The sequence below is a fragment of the Rubrobacter taiwanensis genome (assembly GCF_004337705.1).
Lineage (GTDB): Bacteria > Actinomycetota > Rubrobacteria > Rubrobacterales > Rubrobacteraceae > Rubrobacter_C > Rubrobacter_C taiwanensis.
In genome coordinates, this window is sequence record NZ_SKBU01000009.1 from 23,739 (window position 1) to 47,225 (window position 23,487).

Genomic DNA, 23,487 nt, shown 5'->3' on the forward strand with positions numbered 1-23,487 from the left:
TGCGCGGACACGGAGAGTTGGAAGGAGAGGATGTCTGCGCTGGAGGTAGGGGTAGTCGGACTCGGTTACTGGGGTCCAAACCTGCTCAGGAGCCTGAGCCGCGTGTCGCAACTCAAGGTGAGATACGCGTGCGATCTTGACGACGAGAAACGGGCGAAGCTGGCCCACTCATATCCGCAGACGCGCTTTACCGGGAACTTCCAGGAACTTCTGGACGACAGAGATCTCGGAGCGGTAGTAGTTGCTTCGCCGGCTCCGACCCACGCCGACCTCGCCCGGCGAGCCCTGCTGGCCAACAAGGACGTCTTCGTAGAGAAGCCTCTGGCGCTCGCCGCCTCGGACGCGGAAGAGCTGGTAGAGCTGGCCTCCGAGCGGGACCGGGTCCTGATGACGGGGCACCTACTGGAGTACCATCCCGCCGTCACCCGGCTAAAGGAGACCATCGAAGCCGGAGAGCTCGGCGAGATCTTCTACGTATACACCCACCGGCTCAACCTCGGCGTGATCCGCCGCAACGAGAACGCCTTGTGGTCACTGGCTCCGCACGACCTCTCCCTTATCACCTACCTTCTGGGACAGGAGCCGGTGGAGGTTCGCGCCGTAGGCCACTCTTACCTGGGCGGGGAGGTAGAAGACGTAGTCTTCGGCACCCTGCGTTTCGCCGACGGCAAGCTTGCTCACCTCCACGTCAGCTGGCTGGACCCTCACAAGGAGCGCAAGATCACCGTCGTGGGCAGCAAGAAGATGGCAGTCTTCGACGACATGGCCCGGGACGGCAAGCTCAAGATCTACGACAAGGGAGCGGAGGCACCCGAGTACCGGTCTTACGGTGAATACCTGAACCTCCGCTTCGGGGACATAGTAATGCCCTACGTTCCCAACGACGAACCACTGAGGCTGGAGTGCGAGCACTTCGCCGAGTGTCTGGCAGAGCGCAAGCAGCCGCGCAGCGACGGTCACAGCGGCCTCCGTGTGGTGCGAGCCCTGGAGGCCCTGCAGCATTCGTTGAGCGCCGGTGGCCAGGCTGTATCCCTGCAGTCTACGCTGTTGGCCAGGGAGTCTGGCGGATGACCACCGGCACGAGTTCTCTTGTCCAGGATACGCTGGGCAAGTTCAGAACCCGCACGGCTACGGTCGGTGTCGTAGGTCTCGGCTACGTGGGCTTGCCCCTGCTCGTAGAGAAGGCGAGGAGCGGCTTCAAGGTCGTCGGTATAGACCGCAAGTCGGAGCGCACGGGGATGGTCGCCCGGGGCGAGAGCTACATCGATGACGTCAGTGGCGATGAGCTGCGCGACGTGGTCGAGCGCGGGTTGGTTTCGACCACCACTTCTCTGGAGGCGGTAGCCGAGCTGGACGTAATAGTCATATGCGTCCCCACCCCCTTGACCAAGAACCTGACGCCGGATCTACAGTACGTACGGGGCGTAACGCGCAAGGTAGCTCGCTACCTGCGTCCCGGGCAACTGGTCAGCCTGGAGTCCACCACCTACCCCGGAACCACCGAAGAGGTCATGAAGCCCATCCTGGAGCAGAGCGGTCTCCGGGCCGGCTCCGACTTCTTCCTGGCCTACTCCCCGGAGCGCGTGGATCCCGGCAACAAACGGTATACGACCAAAAACACGCGGAAGGTGGTCGGGGCAAGCGATCCCGTGAGCCTGGAGGTGGCCCTCGGTTTCTACGGGGAGACTATCGAGCACCTGGTGCCGGTGAGCAGCGCGAAGGCCGCCGAGCTGGTCAAGGTCTACGAGAACACCTTCCGGGCCGTAAACATCGCACTCGCCAACGAGGTCGCCATGCTCTGCGACCGCATGGGCCTGGACGTTTGGGAGGTCCTGGACGCGGCCTTCACCAAGCCGTTCGGCATCATGCCGTTCTACCCCGGTCCCGGGGTCGGCGGACACTGCATACCGCTGGACCCGCACTACCTGGAGTGGAAGGCGCGCGAGTACGACTTCCAGACCCACTTTATCGCTCTGGCCGGCGAGACCAACCGCAAGATGCCCGAGTTCGTGGTGGACAAGGCTGCGCGGGTGCTCAACCGGGAGAGGAAACCCCTCAACGGCTCCAGCATCTTGCTCCTGGGTATGGCCTACAAGCCCGACATCGGCGACCACCGCGAGTCGCCGGCGATTCCCGTGTACCGGCAGCTCCGGGAGTCGGGGGCGCGGGTGAGCTTCCACGACGCGCGAGTTCCGGCTGTTCGGGAAGGAGACCTGGATATCGAGAGCGTGGAGCTGACCGATGAAGCGCTGCGGGGCTCCGACCTGGTGATCATAACCACCGCCCACAGCGACGTGGACTACCGGCGGGTGGTCGAGCTCGCGCCGCTGGTCCTGGACACCCGCAACGTCACGCGCGGAATAGAGTCGAACGGCAAGGTTACGCTCCTGTGAGGCTCCGTTGAACGACTACTACGCGCACGAGTCCGCCTACATAGACGAGGGGGCTAGCATCGGTCGGGGCACCAGGATCTGGCACTTCTGCCACGTGATGGGGGGCGCGGTCATCGGGGAGGAGTGCACGCTCGGACAGAACGTGATGGTCGCCGGCAACGTCCGGATCGGCAGTGGCTGCAAGATCCAGAACAACGTCTCGGTCTACGAAGGCGTAGTCCTCGAAGACCACGTGTTCTGCGGCCCGAGCATGGTGTTCACCAACGTAAAGACTCCTCGAGCGGCCTACCCGCGCAACACGAGCGAGGACTACGCCCCGACGCGGGTGCGGCGCGGGGCGAGCATCGGGGCCAACGCTACGGTGGTCTGCGGCGTTACGATCGGGGAGTGGGCTTTCGTGGCGGCGGGCGCGGTGGTAACACGGGACGTGCCACCCTACGCGCTCGTCGCCGGCGTACCGGGCAGAGTCGTCGGGTGGACTTGCGAGTGCGGGGTTCCACTGCGGTTCAGCGGAGACACGGCCGTCTGCGCCGCGTGCGGCAAGGAATACGAAAAGAGCGGCGAAACCTGCGCCCGGCGGAAGGAGCCCGCGCGGTGAGCAAGACCGGGAAGATACCGATGCTCGACCTCTCGGTCGAGATCGAAGCGCTCTGGGACGAGATCAACGCCGCCGTGCAGCGAGTACTGCGTTCAGGACAGTTCATCATGGGCCCGGAGGTCGAGGGCTTCGAGCGCGAGGCGGCGGAGTATCTGGGTGTGCGGCACGCTGTGGGGGTGAACTCGGGTACTGATGCCCTGGTTATCGCGCTGCGGGCGCTCGGTATCGGCAGCGGCGACGAGGTTATCGTCCCATCTTTCACCTTCTTCGCCACCGCCGAGGCGGTAAGCCTGGTCGGAGCCACGCCCGTCTTTGCGGACATAGACCCTCGAACGTACAACGTCGCTCCGGAGCGGATCGAAGAGAGGATCACGTCCCGCACCCGGGCGATCCTGCCGGTCCACCTCTTCGGCCAGGCCGTTCAGATGGACCGGATCCGGGCCATCGCTAGAGACAACCGGCTCGTGGTGGTCGAAGACGTGGCTCAGGCATTCGGCGGGGAGTACCGGGGGAGGAAGCTCGGCTCCATCGGCGACGCCGGAGCTTTCTCCTTCTTTCCCTCGAAGAACCTCGGGGCCTACGGCGACGGCGGGCTCATCGCGACGGACGACGACGATGTCGCGGAGCAGGCGCGCATGCTGAGGACTCACGGCGCGAAGAAGAAGTACCACAATGAGACCATAGGGTACAACTCCCGGCTCGACGCGTTGCAAGCCGCCATCTTACGGGTGAAGCTAGCGCACATAGACGAGTGGAACGAAGGCCGGCGGGCAGCCGCCCGACGTTACGGAGAGATGCTGGCTGATGTTTCCGGAGTCGAGACGCCTTACGAGGCTTCGCATATCCGACACGTCTACCACCAGTACACCGTCCGGGTCCGGGACGGAGGTCGGGACGCCGTACGCGAGCGGCTCGCGGAGGCCGGTGTCGGCACGATGGTCTACTACCCGGTACCGGTGCATCTGCTGCCCGTGTACGCGGCTTCGGGCTACGAGCTGCCCGCGACCGAGGCTGCTTCCGGCGAGGTGCTCAGCCTGCCGATCTGGCCGCAGATGGCGCGGACGGTACAAGAGCAGGTTGTTGACTCTTTGCGCGAAGCCCTGAAATGAGCCGTATGCGGAACCAACTCAAGGGAATACTCCCCAGAGGGCAGTTCACTCGCGGCGTAGCTGTGCTCGCCGGAAGTACCGTATTGGCCCAGGGACTCATCCTCCTAGCCTCACCGTTGCTTACTCGATTTTATACGCCAGCGGAGTTTGGCATCTTCGCGATCTACGTGGCGATACTCTTACCGCTGGTGACGATGGCCTCCTGGCGTTATGAGTTGGCTATTCCGCTTCCAGAGGATGAGGATATTGCGGCCAACTTACTGGTCGTTTCTCTTGTCCTCGTGGTTGGGATGAGCTTACTGTCCGCTGTCGGCGTGTGGATGCTTGGAGAGCAGATCGCGCGCTGGTTCAACGCCGCAACTCTGAAACCTTATCTATGGTTGGTGCCCGCGGGCCTTTTGGGTGCAGGAGCATACCAAGCGCTGAGCTACTGGGCAGTGCGCAAGAAAGAGTTCGGACCTTTGGCTCGAACAAAGTTAACACAGAGTTTAGGCCAGGTGTTACCCCAGATAGGGCTCGGCTTGCTGAAGCTGGGTCCCCTGGGTCTGTTGGTCGGTGACACAATAGGCCGCGCTTTAGGGGGCGGTTTTCTGGCAATCCTGTTTTGGCGTGATGGAGCCAGGGGAGCAATTCGACTTCGGTCGATGTTCGATTGCCTCCGCAACTACTCCGTGTACCCAAAGATCATGCTTTGGGCCTCTTTATTGAATATAGTAGCCTTGCAGAGCCCGTTCCTTCTGCTACCGCGCTACTTCGATGTAGCAGTCGCCGGATTGTACTTATTAGCTTATCGCGTAATGGTTTTGCCAGCATCCCTCTTTGGGAGCGCAGTCGGCCAAGTGTTCTTTGGAAGAGCTGCCGAAGACCGGCGTAATCCTGAAAGGCTCAGGCTCATCTCAGTACGGGTCGCCATTGCTTTGTTCGCTATCAATTTGCCGATTTATATCGGGGTGACACTTGCTGGAAAGGATGTTTTCTCACTGGTGTTCGGCGAGCAGTGGAGTCTTGCCGGAACCTTTGCACAAGTGCTGGCTCCTATGACCTTGATGTGGTCAGTAGCAAGCCCTCTGAGCGGGCTCCTAATCGTAGCAAATCGCGAGTTGGAGAGCTTCGGTTTTACTGCTCTGGAACTCGCGGTGAGAGTTTCAGCGATACTCATAGGAGTATACCTGAACTCGATAATGGTTGCAGTCATCTTGATTTCACTCAGCGGTTTCATACTGTCGCTTGCGGCGATCGTACGATTTCTGCGCGCTGCCAACGTATCCGCCAAGGAACTGATTATGCCAGTCACCCGGTTGATACTCATCAATTTGCCATCCGTGCTGATTCTGGTTCTAGCCTTGCAAGCCGAGAAGCCTTGGGTAACGCTCATCGCTCTCATGGGCACGGTTCTACTAAGTTATACTGCAACGCTGAAGTATTTCCCTGAGCTTCGGTTTACGCTGCTGGGGAGGGACAGCAAGCCATGGTAAGAATTGCCTTAACTGGACAAACCTTCTGGGCGATGCACTTGACTCGTCTTATGAATCAATATGGGCGGGGGAAAGTGCACGCTACTGTGATCCCGCTTCACTGGAGCCGCCCGTTCAGCCAGATCAGAGACTATCTACGGGCGGACATCCTGGTCAGAGTAGGATTTAGGCCCGGCGCGGCGACTATCCGGGGACTTGCGTTTGACGCGTTCTGGTACCTTGCCCGAATACTGAACCCCCGAGCGAGGGTTGTCTACTACTGGATCGGCACCGACGTACTTAACGCCATAGAAGATTCAAAGAATGGAAATCTTGTGCGGTTGTTCTTCAATCGGGCGTTAAAAGATTACCACATCGCTGGCGCGCCATGGTTCGTTAGGGAACTGACGAGTATCGGAGTAAAAGCAACCTATGTTTGTTTCCCTAGCTCTCTACCTGAACTGAGGTCTCCGCCTCCGTTACCAGAAACGTTTACCATACTGTCGTATGTGCCTGACCAGCGGTACGAGTTCTTTGGCGGTAGGACTATATACGCCGCTGCGCAGAGGCTCCCTAATGTCCAATTCAATATCGTTGGAGGCCAGGGCGAGTGGGTACCAAAGGACCTTCCGAATCTCAAGTTCCACGGGTGGCAGCGTAATATGGATCGGTTTTACGCTGATGCCTCAGTTATCGTGCGGATAGTCCCTCACGATGCTATTGGCGGTACAGTACGCGAAGGACTAGCCTTTGCAAGGCACGTGATATATACGTACCCTTTGCCGTTCGTACGGGTGATCGAGTTTGGCGTTCTGGAGAACTTGACAGAAGCCATTGAAGGATACTTTCGTCTTCACCAGAAGGGCGAACTAAAACCAAATCTGGAAGGACGCGCTTACGTGATAAAAAATTTTGATGCTAGAGACGCGACACAATCGCTAATCGATGCCTTAACAAAATAGGCTGAAGAACCGATGCTACCTACTGCTTTCAAGAACAATTTGCTAAAGGTAAAGCTTATCCGTTCACTATACACATGAGATTAACATGGTAGCAGTTCTTACCGTTGTTGGTGCACGACCCCAGTTCATAAAGGCTGCGACAGTCTCACGCAGGCTCCACAGTATGTCAGGGATGGAGGAGGTGCTGGTCCATACCGGACAACACTACGATGAGAATATGTCCGATGTGTTCTTCGAGGAGTTGGAGATCCCAAAGCCGGACCGTTATCTAGGAATAGGTTCGGGGACTCACGGTAGCCAAACCGGACGAATGCTTGACGCTATTGAGCAGGTACTCCTGGAGGAAAAGCCGGACTGGGTGCTGGTCTACGGGGACACAAACTCCACCCTGGCTGCGGCTCTGGCTGCGGTCAAACTACATATTCCGGTAGCGCATGTGGAGGCTGGGCTGCGCTCGTTCAATCGGAGAATGCCGGAGGAGATCAACCGCGTGCTTACCGATCATGCCTCTGACCTGCTTTTTGCCCCTACCCAGGGGGCCGTCGAAAACCTTCGCAGCGAAGGACTACCTGAGGATAGAATTCACTTAGTGGGCGACGTAATGTACGACGCAGCCCTGTACTATGGGGTCAAGGCAGATAACGAGAGCCGGATTCTGGATACAATAGATCTGAAGCCTAAGGAATACATCCTTGCCACGGTTCATCGGGCCGAGAACACTGACGAGGCTACCCGCCTCCGGATTATATTTGAAGGGCTTAGGCAAGCGTCGAAGGAGGTGCCGGTAGTTCTTCCCCTTCATCCGCGCACCCGGAAAGCTTTGGAGCGAGAAGAAATATTTACAAAGGCTTCCCGGCACCTGCAGCTGATTGAACCCGTGGGGTATCTAGATATGGTAATGCTGGAGAAGAACGCCCGGCTCATCGCTACCGACTCTGGTGGTGTGCAGAAAGAGGCCTTCTTTTACCAAGTGCCGTGTATTACCCTTCGGGAGGAGACCGAGTGGGTAGAGTTGGTGAAGGTCGGGTGGAATCGACTAGTTTCTCCCCTTAAGGTACAGGATGTTATAGAAAGTATACAGGCCGGGCTTGCTTTCTGGGCAGTTGGACAATATCCGGCTGGACTCTACGGCGAAGGAAACGCAGCGCAGAGGATTGCCAGGGTGTTGGAGGGAGTCCGGTGAAAGGGCAGGTTGCCTACCTCTGCTTGCAGGCCACTCGCGAAGGTCAGGCTTCCTATGCTCACGTTCATGAAATCATCGGAGGGCTTCGGCGTAGGGGATGGCAGGTGGATCTCTTCGAACCAGATTATGTCGGAAAGGAGACCGTGCCTGGTTTCTTGGAAAGGATTCGCGCGTTTATCAGCGTGCAGGCGCAACTCTGGCGAAGAGCGCATGGAGCGAAGGCTCTCTATATTCGTGCTCACCCAGCCTCCTTACCTACGGCGCTCTGGGCTAGGGCGCGCAGAATGCCTGTAGTTCAGGAACTAAACGGCCCTTACGAGGATCTCTTTATAGCCTATCCCTGGACGCGATCATTTGCGCCTCTGTTCAGAGCCCTGATCCGAGTGCCTCTGGCGATGGCCGACGCGCTCATCGTGGTCACTCCTCAACTCCGGGACTGGGCGTGGGAGGTAGTGGGACAGAAACCGACATACGTGATCCCCAACGGCGCCAACACCAAACTATTTCACCCGAATTCTACCGTTCAATACCCACTGCCCAAACCGTACGTGGTCTTCTTCGGGGCTTTGGCTCGTTGGCAGGGCGTAGACACCTTGCTGCAGGCCGTAGAAAGACCAGAGTGGCCTACTGAGTTGAATTTAGTAATCGTAGGTGACGGTGTGGAGCGAGCCAAAGTACAAGCGGCAGCTACCCACAACCCCAAAGTCGTGTATATGGACAGGGTTCCCTACTCGGACGTACCAGGCATTATAGCCAACAGCATCGCGGGCTTGAGTCCCAAAAATGGTACAGGAGGACACTCTAAGACGGGCCTCTTCCCCCTCAAGGTGTTTGAAACTCTGGCATGTGGAGTTCCGGTTGTGGTCACCGATTTTCCCGGACAAGCCAATTTAGTACAGGATTGCGCCTGCGGCCTAGTCGTACCGCCTGAAGACCCTGTCGCTCTGGCCCAGGCGGTAGACTACCTCTATCGTAACCCCGATCAGGGAGCGGAGATGGGGTTTCGGGGGCGGAAGGCGATCGAGCAGGAACATTCTTGGGATCGTAGAGCGGAAGAGACTGCAAAAATACTCACGATGATAAGCCATTCGAGTGAAGCATGAAGAAGCGGAACATCGACTTCTGGCCCAACCTGATTCTTATCTGGGTAGTATTGTGCGTCTTGCTTGCGGACAGACTGACGATCGACGTCAGTTCCGGTGGCCGAGGAATCGTTCCTATCCTCATTCTCCTTACTCCGTTGCTGGCTGCGCTCGTTGGCTTTCTCTCGCGCGGGATGGCGCTAGGCTTTCTGAAGCACCTTATGTTCCGGATGTTCTGGGGTCCGTTTCTACTGCTAACGTTTCTACTACCTCTACTCGGGGTCTTGTTTACCACATACCCGACACGGACACTGTTTGCCTCGATGCAAGCGATCGTCGTGCTTTCTTTTGTCTCACTCGGTTATTGGTTGGGCAGAACGGCTTCAAACCCGGAGATCCTTTGGAATCGATATTTGCCTATCGCGATCATTGTACAATTTATTTATGCCCTCGGGCAGCACCTTTCTCGCACGGGCTCGATCTCTTCTAGCTTTTGGAACCCATTTTACGAATGGGATTTGAGTTCACAGTTGGCCTATGGAAGCGAGGTAGTTCTCGGGCGAAGTACCGGATTCTACGTGAGTGCCAACACGCTCGGATTTTGGGGTGTAATCGCTGTATGCGCCTCCTTATACTTGATCACATCGCGACTACGCTACGTGAGCTTGGTGGCCGCACTTCTCACCATTCTCATAAGCCAGTCGCGCGGTGCGCTAGTGGCTGTTTCAGTCGTTCTCATCGCAGCGTTGATATGGCAGTTTGTGTTCGTAAGACGCTTTCGCATGCAGGATCTTATTCTCAGCGCCTTCACAATCGTAATCGTCACCGGAGCAGGATGGTTGCTCATTCAGCAAGGGTTTGCAGAACAATCTGTTGTAGACCGATTTGCGGGTGGACTTAGCGTCGTGACGCAGGGGAGCACAGCCGATCAAAACCTTGTGGGACGCTTCAAATTCTGGTCGGAGGCACTGAGGCTTCATTCAGAGTATCTATTGGGAACCTTTGGCCCTCCCGAATACAAGCTCGGCACCGCCATCGACAACGATTGGGTTCGCCTACTGGTACAGGGTGGCATAATCTACGTGCTAACCTTTATACTCATGCTTGGCGCGGGGATTTCACTCTTGTGGCGAGAAGGGGAGGGGCGCTTCATAGGCGCACTCTCCGGCGCGATCGCCCTGGCAGGGCTTACGCAAACACCTCTAGGATACACGCCCATACTGCTCTACTGGTTCATTCTAGGAGTGGTTTTCAGCTATGGCAGCTATGGCAGGCAGTGTAGAGAGTTAAGAACGTTTAGGTCGCGAAAAGGTTCTCTGCTATTTGTACGGTTACCACGAGTCAGGGTAGTTCGGTGAGGCGACTGATATTCATAACGACGGTTCCTGTAACCCTGAGTGCTTTCCTTCTACCCTTCGCACGCCACTTTCGCACTCAAGGCATACAAATAGACGCTATGGCACAGGGAATATCGACAAGTAGCGAGTGTGTGGAGGCCTTTGACCGAGTTTGGGAAGTGAAATGGTCGCGTAATCCGCTGGCCCCCCGCAACTTTCTGCAAGCTCCGAGAGTAGTTAGAGAGGTAGTAGAACGAGAGGCTTACGGTCTGGTACACGTGCATACGCCGGTGGCAGCACTTGTAACCCGTTATGCATTGCGGGGTTTGCGAAATCGGGGAAGACTGAAGGTCGTCTACACCGCCCACGGCTTTCACTTCTACCAGGGAGGAAATGTGGTAAAGAACGCCATATTCCTCGGTCTTGAAAAACTGGCCGGATACTGGACAGATTACTTGATAGTAATCAACCGGGAGGACGAGAGAGCAGCCAAGCGTTACCGCATAGTACCTCCCAACCGGGTGCGTTATATGCCGGGGATAGGTATAGATCTAAGCAAGTACTCACCACGGAAGGTTCAGGAGGCTGAGGTGGAACGAGTGCGCGCCGAGTTGGGACTCAAGTCTAACCAGCCGCTTTTCCTGATAATTGCTGAATTCACAACAGATAAGCGTCATCGGGATGCAGTATTGGCCTTTGCCTGTACGAGTCATCCGACTGCACACCTGGCCTTTGTCGGGACTGGGGCACAGATAGCCAAAATAAAGACTCTCGTTCAGAAACTCGGGATTACTGACCGGGTACATTTCCTCGGCTTCCGCCATGATATTCCTGCTCTGATCCGAGCTTCAATCACTACTGTAATGCCCTCTATACGAGAAGGACTGCCGCGCAGCGTGATGGAGTCGTTGAGCCTGGAGGTGCCAGTTATCGGCACTGATATTCGCGGAACACGAGATTTGCTGCAGGGAGGATGTGGGCTTCTGGTGCCTGTGGGAGACGTTGCGGCGCTAACGCGGGCCATGACATGGATATTAGACCATCCAGAAGAGGCAAGGAATATGGGTAAGCTTGGGCGTCAGCAGATGGCTGCCTACGACTTACGCCACATCATTGCGCAACATGAGGCGTTGTATGCGGAGGCTATGGAGAAAGATCATCATACATTCAGCTGAGTTCAAGCGACTTCTCTTCACCCTACTCTTTAGCTGGAAGCTCTGCGGGCAGAGGAAGCTTTCCGCTCTGTGGAGGACGCCTCTTCGAGCTCGGCGGCGACCAGCGCTTCGACTTCTTCCCCGGACATGTCCGAGAAAGATCCTCTGGCCTCTTCAGTCGCCTGAAGAAGCTTCCTTCGCTCCTCTTCCAGGAACCTGTAGAGCCTCATGGGTACCAGAGCGAAAGCCTCCTCACCCCGGCGTTCCACCACCACGGCTCTCCCTCCCTCCACCGTCCGGGCCACCCTGCCCAGAGACCGGCGTAGTTCCTCCAGAGATATTCTGCTTTGCCCTTCCATCGAACCTCTCGCTCCGCGCGGACCATGTGGTTCACATCGTAGCAAAGGAACTCTCGCAGCTCAGTGTTAAGTGTGCAGGGTAGGCGTTTCCCTGTGGTAGAGTGGAGCCGTGATCGCTCTGGTCGAGGACAGGAGGGCAGAGGTCGCGGAGATCTGCAGGCGCTACGGCGTCGAACGGCTAGATCTCTTCGGTTCGGCTGCGGAAGGTGGCTTTGATCCCGAGCGCAGCGACCTGGATTTCATCGTCGCCTTCGAGCGGCGTGACCCTCCCGATCTCTTCCGCAGGTACTTCGGATTGGAGGAGGATCTGGAGAACCTGTTCGGGCGGAACGTGGATCTGGTGATGGAGGGCGCGCTTCGCAAAGACCGGCGTTTTGCGGAGGCGTTGGTGAAAGAACGCGTGCCAATATATGCGGTCTGAGCCGATGCCCAGAAGAGCTTCCATCAATGAGCTGACCGGAATGCGCGATGTACCGGGCTTTCGGTAAACGTCTGTTTGATCTGGCTCTCGCTATCCCGTTGGTTATCGGGCTCTCACCGGTGCTGGCGCTGGTGGCGCTTCTTGTGCGCCGGGACCTCGGTTCTCCCGTGCTCTTCCGGCAAACCCGGCCGGGCTTGTACGGCCAGCCTTTCGTGATGTACAAGTTCCGCACCATGCGGGAGGCGCGGGACGAATCGGGCCGGCTGCTTCCGGACGAGCAGCGTATTACGCCCTTCGGGCGCTTCGTGCGGCGCGCGAGCCTGGACGAGCTTCCGGAGCTGTTCAACATTCTGAAGGGAGATATGAGTCTGGTGGGGCCGCGGCCGCTGCTGATGGAGTACCTGGACCTCTATACGCCGGAACAGAACCGGCGGCACGAGGTCAGGCCCGGCGTCACCGGGTGGGCGCAGGTGAACGGACGCAACGCGCTCGGTTGGGACGACAGGTTCGCTCTGGACCTGTGGTACGTGGACAACCATTCTCTCCGGCTGGACCTGAAGATCCTCTGGCTCACTCTCGTCAAGGTACTGCGAGGAGAGGGGGTCAGCGCCAGGGGACACGCGACGATGCCGAAGTTCACCGGCTCGAGACCGGTCGAGCGGTGAGGGGGATCCACGTCGTCGGGGGTGGGGGGCACGCGAAGGTAGTCGTCGGTACGCTCCAGGCTGCCGGCTATAGCGTCAGGGCCGCGTTCGACGACGATCCGCGCAAGCAGGGAAGCCGGCTGCTGGGGGTGCCCGTGGAGGGAGCTACCAGAGAGATCGAGAAGCTGGCTTCCGCCAGGACCGTACTCGCCGTCGGAGACAACGCCTCCCGGAAAAGGCTCGCGGAGCGGTTCCGCACGGTCGATTGGGTCACGGTGGTGCATCCGGAGGCGTTCGTTCACCCGTCGGTGAGGCTCGGTCCGGGTACGGTGGTCTTCGCGGGGGCTGTCGTCCAGCCGGACACGGTGGTCGGCGCGCACTGCATCGTCAACACGGGTGCCACGGTGGACCACGACTGCGTGCTGGGCGACTACGTGCACGTCGCTCCGGGAGCCAACCTGGCGGGGGAGGTCCGGTTGGATGACGGCGTGCTATTGGGCATCGGCGGGACGGCCGCGCCGGGAGCCGCGGTCGGCGCCTGGACGACGGTCGGGGCTGGGAGTACCGTGATCGGGGAGTTGTCCGCCGGGGTGGTGGCCGTTGGGACTCCGGCGCGGCCGGTAAGGAGGGCGTCCGGTGACTGACCGGATACCCATGGCCTCCGCCGACCTGGAGGACTCGGATATCCAGGCCGTTCTGGAAGTTCTTCGTTCCGGGCGGCTGGCTCTGGGACCGAAGACCGGAGAGTTCGAGCGGAGTCTGGCGGAGTATGTGGGGGTGCGCCACGCGGTGGCGGTCAGCTCCGGCACGGCGGCGCTGCACCTCATCGTCAAGGCGCTGGGGATCGGTCCCGGCGACGAGGTGCTGGTGCCCTCCTTCACCTTCGCGGCCAGCGTGAACGTGATCCTCTACGAGGGCGCTACCCCGGTCTTCGTGGACATAGAACCGGAGACCTACAACCTGGACCCCGAAGACCTGGAGCGGAAGGTCACTTCCCGCACGCGGGCGATCATGGCCGTGGACGTTTTCGGCCACCCCGCGGACTGGGATGCCATCCTGGAGATAGCCGGCCGGCACGGGTTGCGGGTGATCGACGACTCCTGCGAGGCGCTCGGCGCGGAGTACCGGGGGCGGAAGCTCGGCGGCTTCGGCGAGGCGGCGGCCTTCGCCTTCTACCCGAACAAGCAGATGACGACCGGCGAGGGCGGGATCGTCGTGACCGACAGCGACGAGGTCGCCCGGCTGGCTCGCAGCCTGCGCAACCAGGGGCGGGGTGAGATGGGGGCCTGGCTGGAGCACGAGCGGCTGGGGTACAACTACCGGCTGGACGAGATGTCCGCCGCTTTGGGAGTCTCCCAACTGCGGCGGATCGAAGAGTTCCTGCGGAAGCGGGAGCGAGTAGCCGGAATGTACTCCGGGCGTCTGGAGGGGTTGGATGGGGTGAGGCCGCCCCGGGTGAAGTCTCACGTGCGGATGAGCTGGTTCGTCTACGTCGTCACCCTGCGAGAGGGCCTGGAGCGCGACCCGGTGATCCGGTCTATGGCGGAGCAGGGAGTGCCGGCGCGGGGATACTTCTCGCCGGTGCACCGGCAACCGTACGTCCGCGAGCGGCTCGGAAACGGGGCGCTGCCGGTGACCGAGTCCGTGGCGCGCCGCACTGTGGCCCTGCCTTTCCACAACAACCTCACCGGGGAGCAGGTCTCCCGGGTGGTCGAGGCGCTGGCGCGGGCGATCGTATAGTAGTGGAGGTAAGAGGGTGAGCGAGCTTCCCAAGCATGGGGTGAGTCCGGTAAACTAGAGCTATAGTCTCTCGCTACGCATGAAAGGTGTTGGGTGAAGACTCTGTTGAGGAGGGGGCAGGCCCTGGTCGGCCAATCGCCACCGAAGATACGCCAACTGGCGGCTGTAGGGATCGACGCGGTCATCGTGGTCGTGTCCCTGGCGCTGGCCCTGCTCTTCCGCTTCGACGGGCGGGTGCCGCCGCACTTTTGGGAGACGTTCTGGCCGTTCGCGGTGTTCTCCGCGGCCGTGTTCGTGGCGCTCCTGTACGCCAGCGGGATCTACCGCCACGTCATGCGCTACACCGGCATCTACCAGAGCGTGCAGCTCGCCGCCGCGACGTCGGTGGCGGTGGGGGTTCTGCTGATGGCGAACCTCGGGGCCGACATGTTGTGGACGCGGCCGGTGCCGATCTCGGTGGTTCTGATAGGCGGTTTGCTGGCCTACGTGCAGCTCGTCGTGGTGCGGTTGTACCCGAGGTTCTTCTACGAGTTCTCGCTGCGCGAGGTCGGCCAGAAGCACCGGGCCCTGATCGTCGGGGCCGGAGACGCCGGGGTGGCGCTGGCCCGCCAGCTCTGGCGGATGCCCGAGATGGAGATCCGGGTGGTCGGGTTCGTGGACGAGGACCCGAAGCTGCTGGGACGCCAGATCGAGGGCGCGACGGTCCTCGGTGGGCCGGAGCGCCTGGAAGAGATCGTGAACCAGCAGGCCGCGGACCGCGTCTTGATCGCCATGCCCGAGGCCCCGCCGGAGAAGATAGACCGCATCTGGCGGGAGTGCATGAAGACCGGTGCGGGGGTCAAGGTGGTCCCCAGGCTGGCGGAGTTCCTCAAGGGGGAGACCGTGCCCTTGCGGGAGCTGCGCATCCAGGACCTGCTGGGCCGCGAGCAGGTAGAGATAGACCTCGATGCGCTGACGGGCTTCGTGAACGGCAAGCGCGTGCTGGTGACCGGGGCGGGCGGGAGCATCGGGCGCGAGCTGTGCCGGCAGCTCGCCCGTCTGGGACCCGCGCAGCTCGCCCTTCTGGACCGGGACGAGAGCGCCCTGTACTACCTGGAGCAGGACCTGCAGCGCGAAGGATTCGCCGCATCCCGCCCGGTCATAGGCGACGTCACGGCGGCCGGGCGCATGCGGGAGCTGTGCGCGAGCTTCAAGCCGCACCTCGTCTTCCACGCCGCCGCCTACAAGCACGTGCCGCTCATGGAGCTGCACCCGGACGACGCAGTCATCAACAACGTGGAGGGGTCCCTGATAGCTGCCCGGGCCGCCGGAGAGTGCGGGGCGGAGAAGTTTATAAACGTCTCGACCGACAAGGCCGTGCGGCCTGCGAACGTGATGGGGCTGACCAAGCGCGTCTCGGAGATGGTGGTGCAGGCCGTCTCCCGGGAGTACCCGAAGACGGTCTATGCCACGGTGCGCTTCGGCAACGTGCTGGGCAGCCGGGGCAGCGTGGTGCCCACCTTCCAGCGCCAGATAGAGGCCGGAGGGCCGGTCACCGTCACCCACCCGGAGATGACCCGCTACTTCATGACCATCCCGGAAGCGGTCTCGCTGATCCTGCAGGCCGGGGCCATGGCCGACTCCTACGCCACCTACGTGCTGGAGATGGGCCGGCCGGTGAAGATCGTGGACCTGGCCCGCAAGATCATGGAGCTGATGCGCGCCCCGAACGTGGAGGTCAGGTTCGTCGGGCTCCGGCCCGGCGAGAAGCTGCACGAGGAGCTCTACGAGGAGAACGAACGCCCGGCGCGCACCGGCCACCCCATAATCTTCCGCCTCACCTCGGAGGACGAGCTGCCCCCCGGAGTGCTCGGCCGCGTGGAGGAGCTGATCCTGCACGCCCGTGCCCGCGGCCCGGAGGGGACGGTGGAGCTGATGCACGCCCTGATCCCCGGCCGCTCCGGGGAGACCCGCGACGGCAGCGGCACTGCTGCCTGAGTGCGAACCTCTACCGCTCCATAAACGGCGCGGAGGCCCCGCCGGCCTCCCGGATCACGTCCAGCGCCACCGCGTAGGAGTTCTGCGGCCGGTTGTCGTCCATGGGGACCACGGTCAGCAGATCCGGAGCCCTGAGAGCCGCGACCGCCAGCGCCGGATCGTTTGTGTCCATGACCGCGATGGCGGGTATGCCCGCCGCCGCTGCAGCCCCGGCGAAGCCGTGGTCGGCCACTACGAGATCCACCGCTCCAACCTCCCCGAGCACGTCCCGCATGGGGTCCGGGCTGTGGGTGTGGTGCAGATGCGCCCCGTCGCCCAGAACACCCACCTTCCCGACCCAGTCGAGGGGCGAACCGTGCTCGTAGAGCCGCTCGGTGCCGGCCGTGAGAACCCTGCCGCCCAGCGTCTCGGCCCACCGGCTCAGCTCCAGGTAGTAGAGGAGCAGCGCACCGGGATGCCCGGTGCCGAACAGGAGCGTCCCGCCACCCCCGGCTACCTTCCGGATGCGCCGCGCAGCCTCCACGAGCCCCTCCACCGTGCGAACCGGATCTATGCGCCCCCGCTCCGGATTCTCCTCCCGGTCTGGGGGATGGCCCGTGAAGCGCCCAACCGCCGAGTACGCCTCCTCAAAGTCCACGCCCTCTAGCAACGGCTCCAGCCCGAAGGTGTAGACGGGGTTGTGCATCACGACCTGCTCTATCTTGTACAGATTGTCCCGCGCACCGTGCGAAGTGCGGTCCCCGGCAACCCCGGCCTCCAGCAGCCGCAGCGCATAGCTTTCTATTCTTCCGTTCATGTAACGGAGTGTAACTCATGACGCCCCCGCTCCGAAAGGAGCCCCCGGCAGCCGGCGTTCCTTTCTTCTCGATTCTTAAAGAATTCACCGTATTTTTACCTGATTGTTACCGTAGTGTAATGAAAAGGGCTTACTCTTGGTAACAAGGGGCACGAGAGAAGGAGCAGTCATGATAAGGGTTTCCGTGGAGGTTCGCCGGGGGGACATCAGCTACCGGGTGGCGGTTCAGGCCCGGAGCATCCGGCGGGCGCTGGAGATTCTGGGCGGCCGGAATCCCGGCTGCGAGCTGCGGGTGGTCTTCCCGATAGACCCTGAGAGCTTCTTCGTGCGGGGCGAGGGGGTCGAGCGGATAGAGCCGGAGGCGGCCTGAGCCTTCAGTCCCGGCGGCGGGCTTGTGCGGCCTCTCTTTGCGCCGCGTCCGCGAGGAGGTAGGCGTCCACGGCGGCGGTGGCGAAGTCGAAGCCCTGTTCTGCGTACTCCCGGGCCTCTCCGCCCGAGGAGCCGTGCATCCCGGCTGCGATGCCGGACCTGTGGCAGGCATCCCTTATCCTCTGCACGGCCTTTCGGTGCTCGGGGTTCTCTCCGGCCGACGCCGGCTCCAGCCCCAGCGAGAGGGCCAGATCCGCCGGTCCGACGTATATGCCGTCCAGGCCCGGGGTGGCGGCGATCTCCTCCACGTTCGCGAGTCCCTCCCGGGTCTCGATCATCGCGAGGCACAGCACCTCGCCGGCGAGGTGCTCCGGGGAGCCGGAGCCCAGAACGCCTGCGGCCCGGATGGGGCCGTAGGAGCGCTCGCCCCGGGGCGGGAAGCGGCAGGCGGCGACCGCGCGGGCGGCCTCTTCCGGCGTGTTCACCAGCGGCACGATAACCCCGAGGGCTCCGGCGTCCAGGGAGCGCATGATCTCGGCCGGGCTGTTCTGCGTCACCCGGGTCAGGGGCGCGAGCCCAGCGTTCTCGGCGGCCCGCAGCATGGAGACCAGCGTCTCGTAGCCGATGAGGCCGTGCTGCCGGTCCACGCAGACGTAGTCGAAGCCGCCCCCGGCCATGAGCTCCACGGCGAACGGGTCGGGGAGCGTGGCCCACAGTCCGAACGCCTTCCGGCCCTCCGAGAACGCGCGCTTCAGCGGGTTGTGGTTCGGCATGCCCGGCAGTATACCGGAGCACGGCCCGGTTCTGCGCTACCGGACCGCCGCTAAGATCCGCCGGTAGACGCCTTCTGCCAGCCCGCGCAGCGTGGCGGACTTCTCCCGCAGCATCCAGGCGGCTTCATCGACTGTGAAGTTCTCCTCTACCAGCGCTCGCGCCTCGTCATTAAACACCGGCTCCAGCTGCCGCCCCACCGCACCAATATAACCTGACCAATGCCGGCCTTCGCTTATATCAATTGATATCTACTCGAACAATTGCTAAAATCGCTACCACGGTTACTTGAGCGGGAGAAAGGAAGAGTTGTGGGAAGGAAGAGACGGGTCTTGATCGTTTGCGGAACTGGGATAGCTACCTCGACGGTGGTGGCGCAGAAGATTCGGGACTACTGCGCGGAGCGGGGGATAGAGGTGGATATTCAGCAGACGAAGGTCATGGAGACCCTGCGGGGGGTTGAGGACTACGACCTCGTAGTTTCCACGACCCAGATGCCCGGAGGGTCTGGTGTTCCGACGGTGAACGGGATGCCGTTTCTCACCGGGGTGGGCGTGGAGCAGACGCTTGAGGAGATAGGGGAGAGGCTTCAGAGTTAGGGGTATTGGGTATGGAGACTGTAACGCAGTTTATTACCGATCTGGGGCCGGCGGTGGTCTTGCCGGTCTTGATCTTCGTCTTTGCGGTTATTCTGGGGCTGCGTCCTGGCCGGGCGTTTCGGGCGGGTGTGCTCATCGGGATCGGCTTCGTAGGCATCGGTCTGGTAATAACGCTCCTTCTGGAGCAGCTCGGTCCTGCTGCGGAGGGTCTGGCCGAGCGCTTCGAGGTTCAGCTCAACGTCATAGACGTGGGCTGGCCGTCGACGGCGGCCATTGCGTTTGGCTCCCAGGTGGGGGCTTTCATTATTCCGCTGGGGCTGGCGGTCAACATAGCGCTGCTGGGGATCGGTCTTACCCGCACCCTGAACATAGACCTGTGGAACTACTGGCACATGGCCTTCATCGGGGCCATCGTCGCCATCGTGACGGAGAGCCTCTTGTGGGGCTTCGTGGCTGCGGCCATACACATGGTCATCCTGCTCGCACTGGCCGACTGGAGCGCGCCCTGGATCCAGAGGTACTACAACTTCCCGAACGTTTCGCTGCCACACGGAACGTCTGCTCCGTACGTGTTCCTCGCGATCCCGCTCAACTATCTCTTCGACCGGATCCCGGTGGTCCGGGACTGGAAGCTCGATCCGGACACGATCCAGCGTCGTTTCGGGGTGTTCGGCGAGTCCATCATTCTGGGGCTGGTGCTGGGGATTGTACTCGGTGTCCTGGGCGGCCTCTCCCTGAATGCGGTTCTGCAGCTCGGGATAAGCCTGGCCGCAGTGATGCTGCTCCTGCCGCGGATGGTAGCGATCCTGATGGAGGGCCTGGCACCGGTCGCCGAGGCGGCGCGGGAGTTCGTCCAGCGCCGTTTCCCGGGCCGCAACCTCTACATTGGGCTGGACTCGGCCATCGCGGTCGGGGCTCCGGCTGTGATCGCGACCGCCCTCCTGATGGTCCCGATTACGCTGGTCATCGCCGTGGTGCTGCCGGGCAACCAGGTGCTGCCCTTCGGGGATCTGGCCACCATGCCGTTTATCGTTTGTATGATGGTCCCGATCTTCCGGGGCAACATCTTCCGCTCGGTGGTGGCCGGGGCTATCGCCATCGCCGGAGGTCTCTACATCGCCACGGCTATCTCCCCCGTCTTCACCCAGGCGGCCAACAACGTGAACTTCCAGGCTCCCGGGGATGCCACCCAGCTCTCTTCGCTCGTCGACGGAGCTAACCCGGTCACCGGCCTCTTCTTCGGTGTGGCCCAGGCACCGGCTGTCGGGCTGCCCCTGCTCGGCGCCGCCGCCCTGCTCTTCGCCTGGTGGGTCTCCCGCCGCCAGCCCGGCGAACCGGCGGTCGCCGGGAGCAAACCTCGCCCCGGGGAGCCGGAGCGCGCCCGGGAGCCGCAGGAGGAGCGGATCTAGATCTCCGGGATGGGAGCCGCGCGTTCCAGCTTCCATCCCGGCCTGATCCGGCTGGGAATGAAAGCCCCCGACCGCGAGGCCGCGATCCGGGAGCTGGCCGGACTCCTGAAACGGGAGGGAAGGGTGAAGGACTCCTTCACCAAAGCCGTACTCGCCCGGGAGGCCGAGTTTCCCACCGGCCTCCCCACTCGCGGCGTGGCGATAGCCATCCCCCACGCCGACACCCGCCACTGCCTGAAGCCCGCCGTGGCCGTCGGAATACTGGCGGAGCCGGTAGAGTTCCAGGAGATGGGTTCCCCAGAGAACACACTGAAGGTGGGCGTGATCTTCCTGCTCTCCATAACCAACCCCGAAGCCCACGTCGAATGGCTCAGCCGCTTCGCCGAAGCCTTCCAGAAACCACAAACCCTCCAGAAACTGCTCGAAGCACCGAACCCCCAGGAGGCCTGCTACCTCCTGCGCAGAGCGGTCGAAGAATAACGGCCGCCCCCTACATACTTCATGATGCCGAAAATTTGACATTTGTTCTTGACAAAAACAAAAGTCAAGTGTAATGTGTTGCGAAAAGCGGGGAGTAAGGAGGCAATACGCATATGGGTGTAGTTGCGTGGCTGTTACTGATTCTGGCGGTTTTGTGGGCGCTGCAGGCGGTGGGCACCTACTTCCAGATGCGGCACTACCGGGAGGTTTTGAGTAGTGTCATGCGTGAAGGGGGCGAGGGTTATGTGGGGGTTGGCAATGCGAAGGCGCGGTTTGGGAAGGGTGTGATCCTGATGCTCGTGACCGACGAGGGTGGTTCGGTTATCAGGAGGGCGTTGAAGATGCGTGGTGCGACGGTATTCGCCCGGTTCAGGGAGGCTCCTGAGCTGGTGGGGGTTGGCCTGGATGAGCTGCGGAGTGGGGAGCGTGAGGAGCCCCGGAGTGAGCGGGGGACGCTTCTGGCTGCGCGGCGGGCTATCGAGCAGATAGACAGGATCCGGGCCGAGCGGGAGGGGAGGGAAGTGATCATGAGTTAGGGTGCTTATCTTCTCTGCGGGGTGTTTGCTTCTTAAATTTCAGGTGGTGAGTATATGCAGGGAGTGCTTGCTCAGTTGACGTGGTTCGTGGCGTTGCTCCAGCAGGAGGGGGAGGAGGCCGTTGCACGGCAGGGAGGTATCCTCGGTGCGCTGGAGGATGCGGGCACGTGGTTCATCGGGCTGTTTCAGGCTGGTGCGGATGTGTTCGTCGGTTTTGTGACCGGGATCATACCGCTCGTGATCGTGCTGTTGACGGCGTTCTACACGATAGTCAATTTGGTCGGTGAGCAGCGGGTGAACCGGGCAGCTCAGTTTGCCGCTGGCAACGTGCTGACGCGGTACTCGTTGCTGCCGCTTCTGGCGGTGTTCTTCCTGACCAATCCGATGGCCTACACGTTTGGCCGGTTTCTGGAGGAGAAGTACAAGCCGGCCTTCTACGACTCGGCGGTGAGCTTCGTTCATCCGCCGCTGGGGCTCTTCCCGCACGTCAATCCCGCGGAGCTCTTCGTGTGGCTTGGGGTTGCGCGGGGGTTGCAGCAGCTGGATCTTCCGCTCGGGCCGCTGGCCGTCAGGTATCTTCTGGCGGGGTTGGTGGTTATCTTCATCCGGGGGCTGGTCACGCAGTTCATGACCGCATTTTTGGCCCGGCGGCAGGGCGTGGAGCTGTAGGGGGCTGAGGAGGATGCAGCAGAAAGAGTATAAGGCCGTCCGGGTCGAGCGTGGTCCTCAGGGCTGGGGTGGGCCGCTCGTGATCCGGCCCACGGCGGAGAAGAACAAGATAGTCGCGATCACCGGCGGGGGCATACCGGAGGTGGCCCGCCGGATAGCCGAGCTGACCGGTGCGGAGGCGGTGGATGGTTTCCGTGCGCCGCCGCCTGAGAGTGAGATCGCCTGCGTGGTGGTGGACTGCGGCGGGACGGCGCGCCTCGGCGTCTATCCCAGGAAGAGGATACCCACGATCAACCTGACTCCTGTAGGACAGGCCGGTCCGCTGGCGCAGTTCGTGCAGGAGGATATCTACGTCTCGGGCGTGCGTCCGGAGGACATAAGCCTGGCCGAGGGGGATCAGGCTGCGGCCGGAGAAGACGGTGAGCGAGAGGGGATGGCCAGCCCGTTCGCGACCGGGGACGGAGCGAGGGCCGGGGCCGAGGCTGCGGCTGCACCCGAGATGGGCGGCGGGATAGCGGGTTTCATCGCCCGGATCGGTCGGGGCATCGGAGGCGTGGTGGGGGTGCTCTTCCAGAGCGGCCGGCAGGCTGTAGATCAGGTGGTCCGGAACATACTGCCCTTCATGGCCTTCGTGACCCTGCTCATCGGCGTCATCCAGGCGTCGGGGATCGGGGATGTCATTGCCAACACGCTCTCGCCGCTCGCGGGGAGTCTGGGCGGTCTCCTGGTGCTCTCGCTGATCGTGGGTCTGCCGTTCCTCTCGCCGGTGCTCGGTCCGGGGGCGGTGATTGCGCAGGTCATCGGAGTCCTGATCGGGGACCAGATCGGGCGCGGGGCGATAGATCCGCAGTTCGCCCTGCCGGCGCTGTTTGCGTACAACGTGCAGGTCGGCTGCGACTTCGTCCCGGTGGGGCTCGCGCTCGGTGAGGCCCAGCCCAAGACGGTGGAGATCGGGGTTCCCGCGGTGCTCTTCTCCCGCCAGATCACGGGCCCCATCGCGGTCATCGTCGGGTGGCTGTTCAGCTTCGGTCTCTATTCTTAGGGTCGGAGAGAGTTTTGGAGACCATATACAGGACGGAGATCACCGAGGTAGGGGCGGAGGTCCCGGAGTTTCTGGAGTCGGGACTCCTGATCCTGTTCAAGACGGGAGCTCCGCCCGAGCTGGCCGAGATCTCGGTGCTGCACGATCCCGGGGTCTGCCGGGAGAGTCCGCCCGGGCCCGGTGATGTCGTCTCGATCGGCGACCGGGAGTTCCGGATAACGGCGATCGGGGAGAAGGCCTGGGAGAACGTCCGGAAGCTGGGCCATGCGGTATTCAAGTTCAACGGTCTGGAAGAAGCCGAACTGCCCGGTGAGATCTGTCTTGAGAGGTCGGATCCGGACGCGCTGGGCGACAACGTCCGGCCCGGTGTCCGGGTGGAGATACGTTCCGCTGAGTAGAAAGG

27 protein-coding genes are annotated in these 23,487 nt (G+C 61.6%); 23 read left to right on the forward strand and 4 right to left on the reverse strand.

Features of this window, described 5'->3' with window-relative positions; translation table 11 throughout:
• Positions 1–30: 30 nt before the first annotated feature.
• From E0L93_RS05060 to E0L93_RS05105, 10 genes are all read left to right on the forward strand, one after another.
• Complete coding sequence (locus E0L93_RS05060) at positions 31–1,071, forward strand: Gfo/Idh/MocA family protein (protein WP_132689381.1); 1,041 nt, start codon at positions 31–33, stop codon at positions 1,069–1,071.
• Positions 1,068–2,393 (forward strand): nucleotide sugar dehydrogenase, encoded by a 1,326-nt coding sequence (locus E0L93_RS05065; RefSeq protein WP_132689384.1) that lies wholly within the window; start codon positions 1,068–1,070, stop codon positions 2,391–2,393. The genes E0L93_RS05060 and E0L93_RS05065 overlap by 4 nt, the downstream gene beginning before the upstream one ends.
• Before the next feature lie 7 nt (positions 2,394–2,400).
• A complete protein-coding gene (locus E0L93_RS05070; protein ID WP_132689386.1) occupies positions 2,401–2,991 on the forward strand; it encodes an acyltransferase in 591 nt (196 codons plus the stop codon).
• On the forward strand, positions 2,988–4,100 hold the full coding sequence (locus E0L93_RS05075; protein ID WP_132689389.1) for a DegT/DnrJ/EryC1/StrS family aminotransferase: 1,113 nt from the start codon (positions 2,988–2,990) through the stop codon (positions 4,098–4,100). The genes E0L93_RS05070 and E0L93_RS05075 overlap by 4 nt, the downstream gene beginning before the upstream one ends.
• Positions 4,101–4,105: 5 nt before the next feature.
• Positions 4,106–5,575, forward strand: a complete 1,470-nt coding sequence (locus tag E0L93_RS05080) for a lipopolysaccharide biosynthesis protein (RefSeq protein ID WP_165874175.1) — start codon at positions 4,106–4,108, stop codon at positions 5,573–5,575.
• A complete protein-coding gene (locus E0L93_RS05085; protein ID WP_132689395.1) occupies positions 5,569–6,516 on the forward strand; it encodes a glycosyltransferase family protein in 948 nt (315 codons plus the stop codon). The genes E0L93_RS05080 and E0L93_RS05085 overlap by 7 nt, the downstream gene beginning before the upstream one ends.
• 85 nt (positions 6,517–6,601) lie before the next feature.
• The gene (gene wecB / locus E0L93_RS05090; RefSeq protein ID WP_132689398.1) at positions 6,602–7,699 is read left to right on the forward strand and encodes a non-hydrolyzing UDP-N-acetylglucosamine 2-epimerase; all 1,098 of its coding nucleotides are present in this window, start codon (positions 6,602–6,604) and stop codon (positions 7,697–7,699) included.
• Complete coding sequence (locus E0L93_RS05095; RefSeq protein WP_165874176.1) at positions 7,696–8,802, forward strand: glycosyltransferase family 4 protein; 1,107 nt, start codon at positions 7,696–7,698, stop codon at positions 8,800–8,802. The genes wecB and E0L93_RS05095 overlap by 4 nt, the downstream gene beginning before the upstream one ends.
• Positions 8,799–10,139 (forward strand): O-antigen ligase family protein, encoded by a 1,341-nt coding sequence (locus E0L93_RS05100; RefSeq protein ID WP_132689404.1) that lies wholly within the window; start codon positions 8,799–8,801, stop codon positions 10,137–10,139. The genes E0L93_RS05095 and E0L93_RS05100 overlap by 4 nt, the downstream gene beginning before the upstream one ends.
• Positions 10,136–11,293 carry a glycosyltransferase family 4 protein gene (locus E0L93_RS05105; protein ID WP_132689407.1) on the forward strand — a complete coding sequence of 386 codons (1,158 nt, stop codon included), beginning with the start codon at positions 10,136–10,138 and terminating at the stop codon, positions 11,291–11,293. Before E0L93_RS05100 ends, E0L93_RS05105 begins: the two co-directional genes overlap by 4 nt.
• A gap of 29 nt (positions 11,294–11,322) precedes the next feature.
• Here the strand turns inward: E0L93_RS05105 and E0L93_RS05110 are convergent, their stop codons facing one another.
• Positions 11,323–11,631 (reverse strand): type II toxin-antitoxin system prevent-host-death family antitoxin, encoded by a 309-nt coding sequence (locus E0L93_RS05110; protein ID WP_132689410.1) that lies wholly within the window; start codon positions 11,629–11,631, stop codon positions 11,323–11,325.
• Positions 11,632–11,740: 109 nt separating this feature from the next.
• Here E0L93_RS05110 and E0L93_RS05115 point away from each other — a divergent pair, with 109 nt between their 5' ends.
• The 5 genes from E0L93_RS05115 (at position 11,741) to E0L93_RS05135 (ending at position 16,413) form a co-directional block, all read left to right on the forward strand.
• Positions 11,741–12,052 (forward strand): nucleotidyltransferase family protein, encoded by a 312-nt coding sequence (locus E0L93_RS05115; protein ID WP_132689413.1) that lies wholly within the window; start codon positions 11,741–11,743, stop codon positions 12,050–12,052.
• Between the two features lie 47 nt (positions 12,053–12,099).
• Positions 12,100–12,717, forward strand: a complete 618-nt coding sequence (locus E0L93_RS05120; protein ID WP_132689415.1) for a sugar transferase — start codon at positions 12,100–12,102, stop codon at positions 12,715–12,717.
• Entirely contained in the window at positions 12,714–13,340 is a 627-nt protein-coding gene (locus E0L93_RS05125) for an acetyltransferase (RefSeq protein WP_132689418.1), read from the forward strand. The genes E0L93_RS05120 and E0L93_RS05125 overlap by 4 nt, the downstream gene beginning before the upstream one ends.
• A 10-nt stretch (positions 13,341–13,350) precedes the next feature.
• Positions 13,351–14,436, forward strand: coding sequence for a DegT/DnrJ/EryC1/StrS family aminotransferase (locus E0L93_RS05130; protein WP_132689495.1), 1,086 nt, complete (start codon positions 13,351–13,353; stop codon positions 14,434–14,436).
• Between the two features lie 93 nt (positions 14,437–14,529).
• Positions 14,530–16,413, forward strand: coding sequence for a nucleoside-diphosphate sugar epimerase/dehydratase (locus E0L93_RS05135; RefSeq protein WP_132689421.1), 1,884 nt, complete (start codon positions 14,530–14,532; stop codon positions 16,411–16,413).
• A 10-nt stretch (positions 16,414–16,423) separates the two neighbouring features.
• On the opposite strand, the gene E0L93_RS05140 is transcribed toward E0L93_RS05135, so the two are convergent.
• On the reverse strand, positions 16,424–17,209 hold the full coding sequence (locus E0L93_RS05140; protein ID WP_132689424.1) for a phosphatase: 786 nt from the start codon (positions 17,207–17,209) through the stop codon (positions 16,424–16,426).
• Positions 17,210–17,378: 169 nt separating this feature from the next.
• Between E0L93_RS05140 and E0L93_RS05145 the strand changes: the two genes are divergently transcribed.
• Positions 17,379–17,579, forward strand: coding sequence for a hypothetical protein (locus E0L93_RS05145; protein ID WP_132689427.1), 201 nt, complete (start codon positions 17,379–17,381; stop codon positions 17,577–17,579).
• Positions 17,580–17,583: 4 nt separating this feature from the next.
• Here the strand turns inward: E0L93_RS05145 and E0L93_RS05150 are convergent, their stop codons facing one another.
• Together E0L93_RS05150 and E0L93_RS15730 are read right to left on the reverse strand one after the other, a co-directional pair.
• Entirely contained in the window at positions 17,584–18,351 is a 768-nt protein-coding gene (locus E0L93_RS05150) for an HpcH/HpaI aldolase family protein (protein WP_132689430.1), read from the reverse strand.
• 36 nt (positions 18,352–18,387) lie between these two features.
• Entirely contained in the window at positions 18,388–18,549 is a 162-nt protein-coding gene (locus E0L93_RS15730; RefSeq protein WP_165874177.1) for a hypothetical protein, read from the reverse strand.
• Between the two features lie 111 nt (positions 18,550–18,660).
• Here E0L93_RS15730 and E0L93_RS05155 point away from each other — a divergent pair, with 111 nt between their 5' ends.
• The 7 genes from E0L93_RS05155 (at position 18,661) to E0L93_RS16040 (ending at position 23,482) form a co-directional block, all read left to right on the forward strand.
• Complete coding sequence (locus tag E0L93_RS05155; RefSeq protein ID WP_132689433.1) at positions 18,661–18,948, forward strand: PTS sugar transporter subunit IIB; 288 nt, start codon at positions 18,661–18,663, stop codon at positions 18,946–18,948.
• Between the two features lie 11 nt (positions 18,949–18,959).
• Positions 18,960–20,357, forward strand: coding sequence for a PTS galactitol transporter subunit IIC (locus E0L93_RS05160; protein ID WP_132689436.1), 1,398 nt, complete (start codon positions 18,960–18,962; stop codon positions 20,355–20,357).
• Between the two features lie 9 nt (positions 20,358–20,366).
• Positions 20,367–20,837 carry a PTS sugar transporter subunit IIA gene (locus E0L93_RS05165; RefSeq protein WP_132689439.1) on the forward strand — a complete coding sequence of 157 codons (471 nt, stop codon included), beginning with the start codon at positions 20,367–20,369 and terminating at the stop codon, positions 20,835–20,837.
• 113 nt (positions 20,838–20,950) lie between these two features.
• The gene (locus E0L93_RS05170; protein WP_132689442.1) at positions 20,951–21,373 is read left to right on the forward strand and encodes a transcriptional regulator GutM; all 423 of its coding nucleotides are present in this window, start codon (positions 20,951–20,953) and stop codon (positions 21,371–21,373) included.
• Positions 21,374–21,448: 75 nt separating this feature from the next.
• Positions 21,449–22,042 (forward strand): PTS glucitol/sorbitol transporter subunit IIC, encoded by a 594-nt coding sequence (gene srlA, locus E0L93_RS05175; protein WP_243638118.1) that lies wholly within the window; start codon positions 21,449–21,451, stop codon positions 22,040–22,042.
• Between the two features lie 13 nt (positions 22,043–22,055).
• The gene (gene srlE, locus E0L93_RS05180) at positions 22,056–23,084 is read left to right on the forward strand and encodes a PTS glucitol/sorbitol transporter subunit IIB (protein ID WP_132689447.1); all 1,029 of its coding nucleotides are present in this window, start codon (positions 22,056–22,058) and stop codon (positions 23,082–23,084) included.
• Positions 23,085–23,098: 14 nt separating this feature from the next.
• Positions 23,099–23,482 carry a PTS glucitol/sorbitol transporter subunit IIA gene (locus E0L93_RS16040; RefSeq protein ID WP_207890334.1) on the forward strand — a complete coding sequence of 128 codons (384 nt, stop codon included), beginning with the start codon at positions 23,099–23,101 and terminating at the stop codon, positions 23,480–23,482.
• Positions 23,483–23,487: the final 5 nt, after the last annotated feature.

What these genes read in the sequence shown, in the direction of transcription:
- wecB (WP_132689398.1), top strand. Translation starts at nt 6,602, where the DNA reads ATGGTAGCAGTTCTTACCGTTGTTGGTGCACGACCCCAGTTCATAAAG.
- E0L93_RS05130 (WP_132689495.1), top strand. Translation starts at nt 13,351, where the DNA reads ATGGCCTCCGCCGACCTGGAGGACTCGGATATCCAGGCCGTTCTGGAA.
- E0L93_RS05080 (WP_165874175.1), top strand. Translation starts at nt 4,106, where the DNA reads ATGCGGAACCAACTCAAGGGAATACTCCCCAGAGGGCAGTTCACTCGC.
- E0L93_RS05140 (WP_132689424.1), bottom strand. Translation starts at nt 17,209, where the DNA reads ATGAACGGAAGAATAGAAAGCTATGCGCTGCGGCTGCTGGAGGCCGGG.
- E0L93_RS05145 (WP_132689427.1), top strand. Translation starts at nt 17,379, where the DNA reads ATGATAAGGGTTTCCGTGGAGGTTCGCCGGGGGGACATCAGCTACCGG.
- E0L93_RS05170 (WP_132689442.1), top strand. Translation starts at nt 20,951, where the DNA reads ATGGGTGTAGTTGCGTGGCTGTTACTGATTCTGGCGGTTTTGTGGGCG.
- E0L93_RS05065 (WP_132689384.1), top strand. Translation starts at nt 1,068, where the DNA reads ATGACCACCGGCACGAGTTCTCTTGTCCAGGATACGCTGGGCAAGTTC.
- E0L93_RS05150 (WP_132689430.1), bottom strand. Translation starts at nt 18,351, where the DNA reads ATGCCGAACCACAACCCGCTGAAGCGCGCGTTCTCGGAGGGCCGGAAG.
- E0L93_RS05060 (WP_132689381.1), top strand. Translation starts at nt 31, where the DNA reads ATGTCTGCGCTGGAGGTAGGGGTAGTCGGACTCGGTTACTGGGGTCCA.
- E0L93_RS05120 (WP_132689415.1), top strand. Translation starts at nt 12,100, where the DNA reads ATGTACCGGGCTTTCGGTAAACGTCTGTTTGATCTGGCTCTCGCTATC.
- E0L93_RS05100 (WP_132689404.1), top strand. Translation starts at nt 8,799, where the DNA reads ATGAAGAAGCGGAACATCGACTTCTGGCCCAACCTGATTCTTATCTGG.
- E0L93_RS05085 (WP_132689395.1), top strand. Translation starts at nt 5,569, where the DNA reads ATGGTAAGAATTGCCTTAACTGGACAAACCTTCTGGGCGATGCACTTG.
- E0L93_RS05160 (WP_132689436.1), top strand. Translation starts at nt 18,960, where the DNA reads ATGGAGACTGTAACGCAGTTTATTACCGATCTGGGGCCGGCGGTGGTC.
- E0L93_RS05110 (WP_132689410.1), bottom strand. Translation starts at nt 11,631, where the DNA reads ATGGAAGGGCAAAGCAGAATATCTCTGGAGGAACTACGCCGGTCTCTG.
- E0L93_RS05165 (WP_132689439.1), top strand. Translation starts at nt 20,367, where the DNA reads ATGGGAGCCGCGCGTTCCAGCTTCCATCCCGGCCTGATCCGGCTGGGA.
- srlE (WP_132689447.1), top strand. Translation starts at nt 22,056, where the DNA reads ATGCAGCAGAAAGAGTATAAGGCCGTCCGGGTCGAGCGTGGTCCTCAG.